At 72.2% G+C, this 1309-nt stretch carries 1 protein-coding gene and 1 pseudogene; both read right to left on the bottom strand.

All coding sequences use genetic code 11. The features are described from left to right. Positions 1-130 precede the first annotated feature (130 nt). Positions 131-850, bottom strand: a complete 720-nt coding sequence (locus ACSNOD_RS31240; protein ID WP_436770447.1) for a DUF3558 domain-containing protein — start codon at positions 848-850, stop codon at positions 131-133. A 193-nt stretch (positions 851-1043) separates the two neighbouring features. Beyond that, positions 1044-1309, bottom strand: a pseudogene (locus ACSNOD_RS31235) (hypothetical protein); the annotation flags it as partial.

Raw genomic sequence — 1309 nt, 5'->3', positions numbered from 1 at the left:
GCTGAAGGTCGCGCAGCGGACGTTCTTCGCGCTGCTCTACCACCTGCTGGTCGGCCGTGGTGTGCCGCGGAAGCGCCGGAGCCGCTGCTGCGCAGAGGTGCTGGAGCGCCGGTGCCGGTGCCGGCGCCGGTCAGGCCGTCTGCTTGTTGGCCTCCGCGACCGCCGTGACGGCCTCCTTCGCCGCGGCCTCCGCGTTCTTGATCATGTCCTCGGCCTTCGGCGGGTCCTCGTCCTCGAAGCCCGCGCCGTTGAAGTTGATGGTGACCACGACATTGCCGGTGCGGGTGACGACGGTCTGCTGCTTGTACTCGTCGCCGTCCTTGGTGAGGCTGTAGGCGACCGTCGTGGCCTCCTCGCCGACGCCCTCGGGGTTGGTCGTCTTCACGTCCTTGGCGTCCTGGGTGGCCTTCGCCTGGTCGACCTGCTTGGCGTAGCCGTCCTTGGCGCGCTTCTCGCCGCTGCCGAGGGTCGGGTCGGACGGGAACCGCTGGAGCGCGATGTCCAGCCAGCGGTACTGGAAGCCGTCGAGGCCGTTCCAGGAGCAACTGCCGCGCAGCGTGATGTCCGTGGACTTGCCGACCGTGCCCTTCTCGTCCTTCGCCTTGGGGACCAGCTTGCCGATGGTGTCCTTGGTGAGCGCCTCGCAGGGGGCGGGCAGCTTGGCGAACCTGGCCGGGGCCGTGGTGGCGGTCGGCGCGGGGGCGCTCGGCGAGCCGGTGGTCGCGGAGGGGGTGGCGCTGGCGCCCGCGTCCTTCTTGCCGGAGTCGGAGGAGCAGCCGGCGACGAGTATCACCGGTACGACGGCTGCGCAGGCGAGGAGGCGGGCGAGTCGCGGGGCTGTTCGGTGCATGGTTCCTTCGCTCAATCGTCGTCCAGGGGCGGCCGTGGTACCGCCCCACGGTACGCGGCCGGAACGGAGGATGCCGTTCCGGCGGGGCGTGGCGCGTCCGGGCGGCGGACGGGGGTTTCGGGGGTGGCGCGGCGGTGTCGTGAGGCGCGGTGCCGTGCGGCGCGGTGCCGTCGTGGGGCGCGGCGGCTCGGGGCTATTCGCTGAACCGGCCGGCCAGCTCGCGGGCCAGGGCCAGGGCCCTCGTCTGGAGCTCCCGGCTCTGGGGGAGGAGGGCCTTGTCGGCCGACCACCGGTCGTACTCGATCGTCACGATGACGTTCGAGGTGCGGAAGACGATCGCGACATCGCGGTGCACCCCGGAGTCCGTGGTGACCAGGCGGTCGTCGAGGAACGCCACGTCGCCGAGGTTCGGCAGGGTCCGGGGGGAGAGGTCGGGGCCGTCGGAGGGGGAACCGGAGG

The organism is Streptomyces sp. URMC 123, assembly GCF_051386515.1.
In the GTDB taxonomy this organism is placed as follows: Bacteria; Actinomycetota; Actinomycetes; order Streptomycetales; family Streptomycetaceae; genus Streptomyces.
This window is presented reverse-complemented; position numbering and strand designations above follow the sequence as displayed.

Excerpts from the sequence above, each read along its gene's own strand:
- ACSNOD_RS31240 (WP_436770447.1), bottom strand. The coding sequence starts at position 850 with ATGCACCGAACAGCCCCGCGACTCGCCCGCCTCCTCGCCTGCGCAGCC.